Source organism: Kitasatospora sp. MY 5-36, assembly GCF_001182915.1.
Classification (GTDB): Bacteria; Actinomycetota; Actinomycetes; order Streptomycetales; family Streptomycetaceae; genus Kitasatospora.
The window spans coordinates 1-1,328 of record NZ_LFVW01001218.1; the positions used below are offsets into that span (position 1 = coordinate 1).

Annotated in this window: 1 protein-coding gene; it reads right to left on the reverse strand. The window is 72.4% G+C overall.

Annotation, left to right across the window (positions count from 1 at the left end):
* Positions 1 to 65: 65 nt before the first annotated feature.
* On the reverse strand, positions 66 to 1,142 hold the full coding sequence (locus AE652_RS41510; RefSeq protein WP_049661182.1) for a M48 family metallopeptidase: 1,077 nt from the start codon (positions 1,140 to 1,142) through the stop codon (positions 66 to 68).
* Positions 1,143 to 1,328: the final 186 nt, after the last annotated feature.

The following is a 1,328-nucleotide window of genomic DNA, read 5'->3' on the forward strand; positions in this document are numbered from 1 at the left end:
GGCCGGTGCCCCGGGCGGGACGCCGGCCGCCATCGCGGCTCGCGGTCGTGGTCGGTCGCGGTGGGTCAGCTGCCGTCGCGGTCCGCGGAGCCGCCGCGGCTGCCGTTGCCGTTGCTGCTGCCGCCGCCTCCGGTGAAGGTGTCGCGGAGCTTGCCGCCGACCGTCGCGGCGCCGCCGGCCACGTCCCGGAGCAGGCCCATCAGCGGGTCCTTGCTCTCCTTGACCGAGGTCGTGTAGTGCTCGGCGGCGGCCTTCCACTGCTCGGTGACCGAGGTGTCCGGGTCGTCCGAGCGGCGCGGGTAGGCACCGGCCATGATCGAGCGGTAGTCGTCGCTCTCCGCCCACTTCTTCAGCTGGGCGACCCGGACCACCGCGAAGGGGTGGGTCTGCGGCAGCAGCTGGAGCACCTTGAGCACGCCGTCGCGCAGGTCGCCGGCCTTCTCGTACTCCTCGGCCTGCTCCAGGAAGGCGTCGACGTTCATCTCGGCCAGGTTGTGGCCGCCGGCCAGCTTCATCAGGGCCCGCATGGACGCCTGGAGGTCCTGCCCGGCGAGCAGGCCGGCCCGGTCGCTGGACAGCTCCGCCTTGCGGAACCACTCCTTGAGCGCGGTGATGATCGCGGTGATCGCCAGGTTGCCGAGCGGCACCCAGGCGATCCGGGTGGCGATGTTGGTGAGGATCATCAGCATCGTCCGGTAGACGGCGTGGCCGGACATCGCGTGGCCGACCTCGTGGCCGATGACGGAGCGCAGCTCCTCCTCGTCCAGCAGCTCGACCAGGCCGCTGGTGATCACGATGACCGGGGTGTCGATGCCGATGCAGTACGCGTTGACCGTCGGGTCCTGGGAGACGTACAGGTCGGGGACCTGCTCCAGGTCGAGCACGTAGGCGGCGTCGCGCACCATGTCGTGCAGCTCCGGGAACTGGCGCTCGGAGGTCTTCACCGCGGTGGCCAGGAACATCAGCCGGATCGCCCGCTCGGAGACCAGCCCGGCGAGCTTCTTCAGGATGTCGTCGAAGCCGGTCAGCCTGCGCAGCGCGACCAGGGCCGAGCGGTCCGCCGGGTGCTCCCAGGCCCGGGTGGAGATCCCGGGGAAGCGCTCGCGGCGGCGGCTCGGCGTCTTCGAGGTCGTGTCGGTCATGGTGTGAGTACCTCCTGGTCGACGGCGGCCGCGGCCCGCTGGCCCGCCCCCCGCTGGTCTTCGCCTGCAACGACTGTCTGTGCAACGTGCGCGGTTGCGTACTCGTCCCCGGGGTCAGCGTACGCGCGGTCCGCGCGGTGGGCGCCGGGGCCGTGGGCGGCTCGGCGGGCCGCCGGGGCGCGCCCG

What these genes read in the sequence shown, in the direction of transcription:
- AE652_RS41510 (WP_049661182.1), bottom strand. Translation starts at nt 1,142, where the DNA reads ATGACCGACACGACCTCGAAGACGCCGAGCCGCCGCCGCGAGCGCTTC.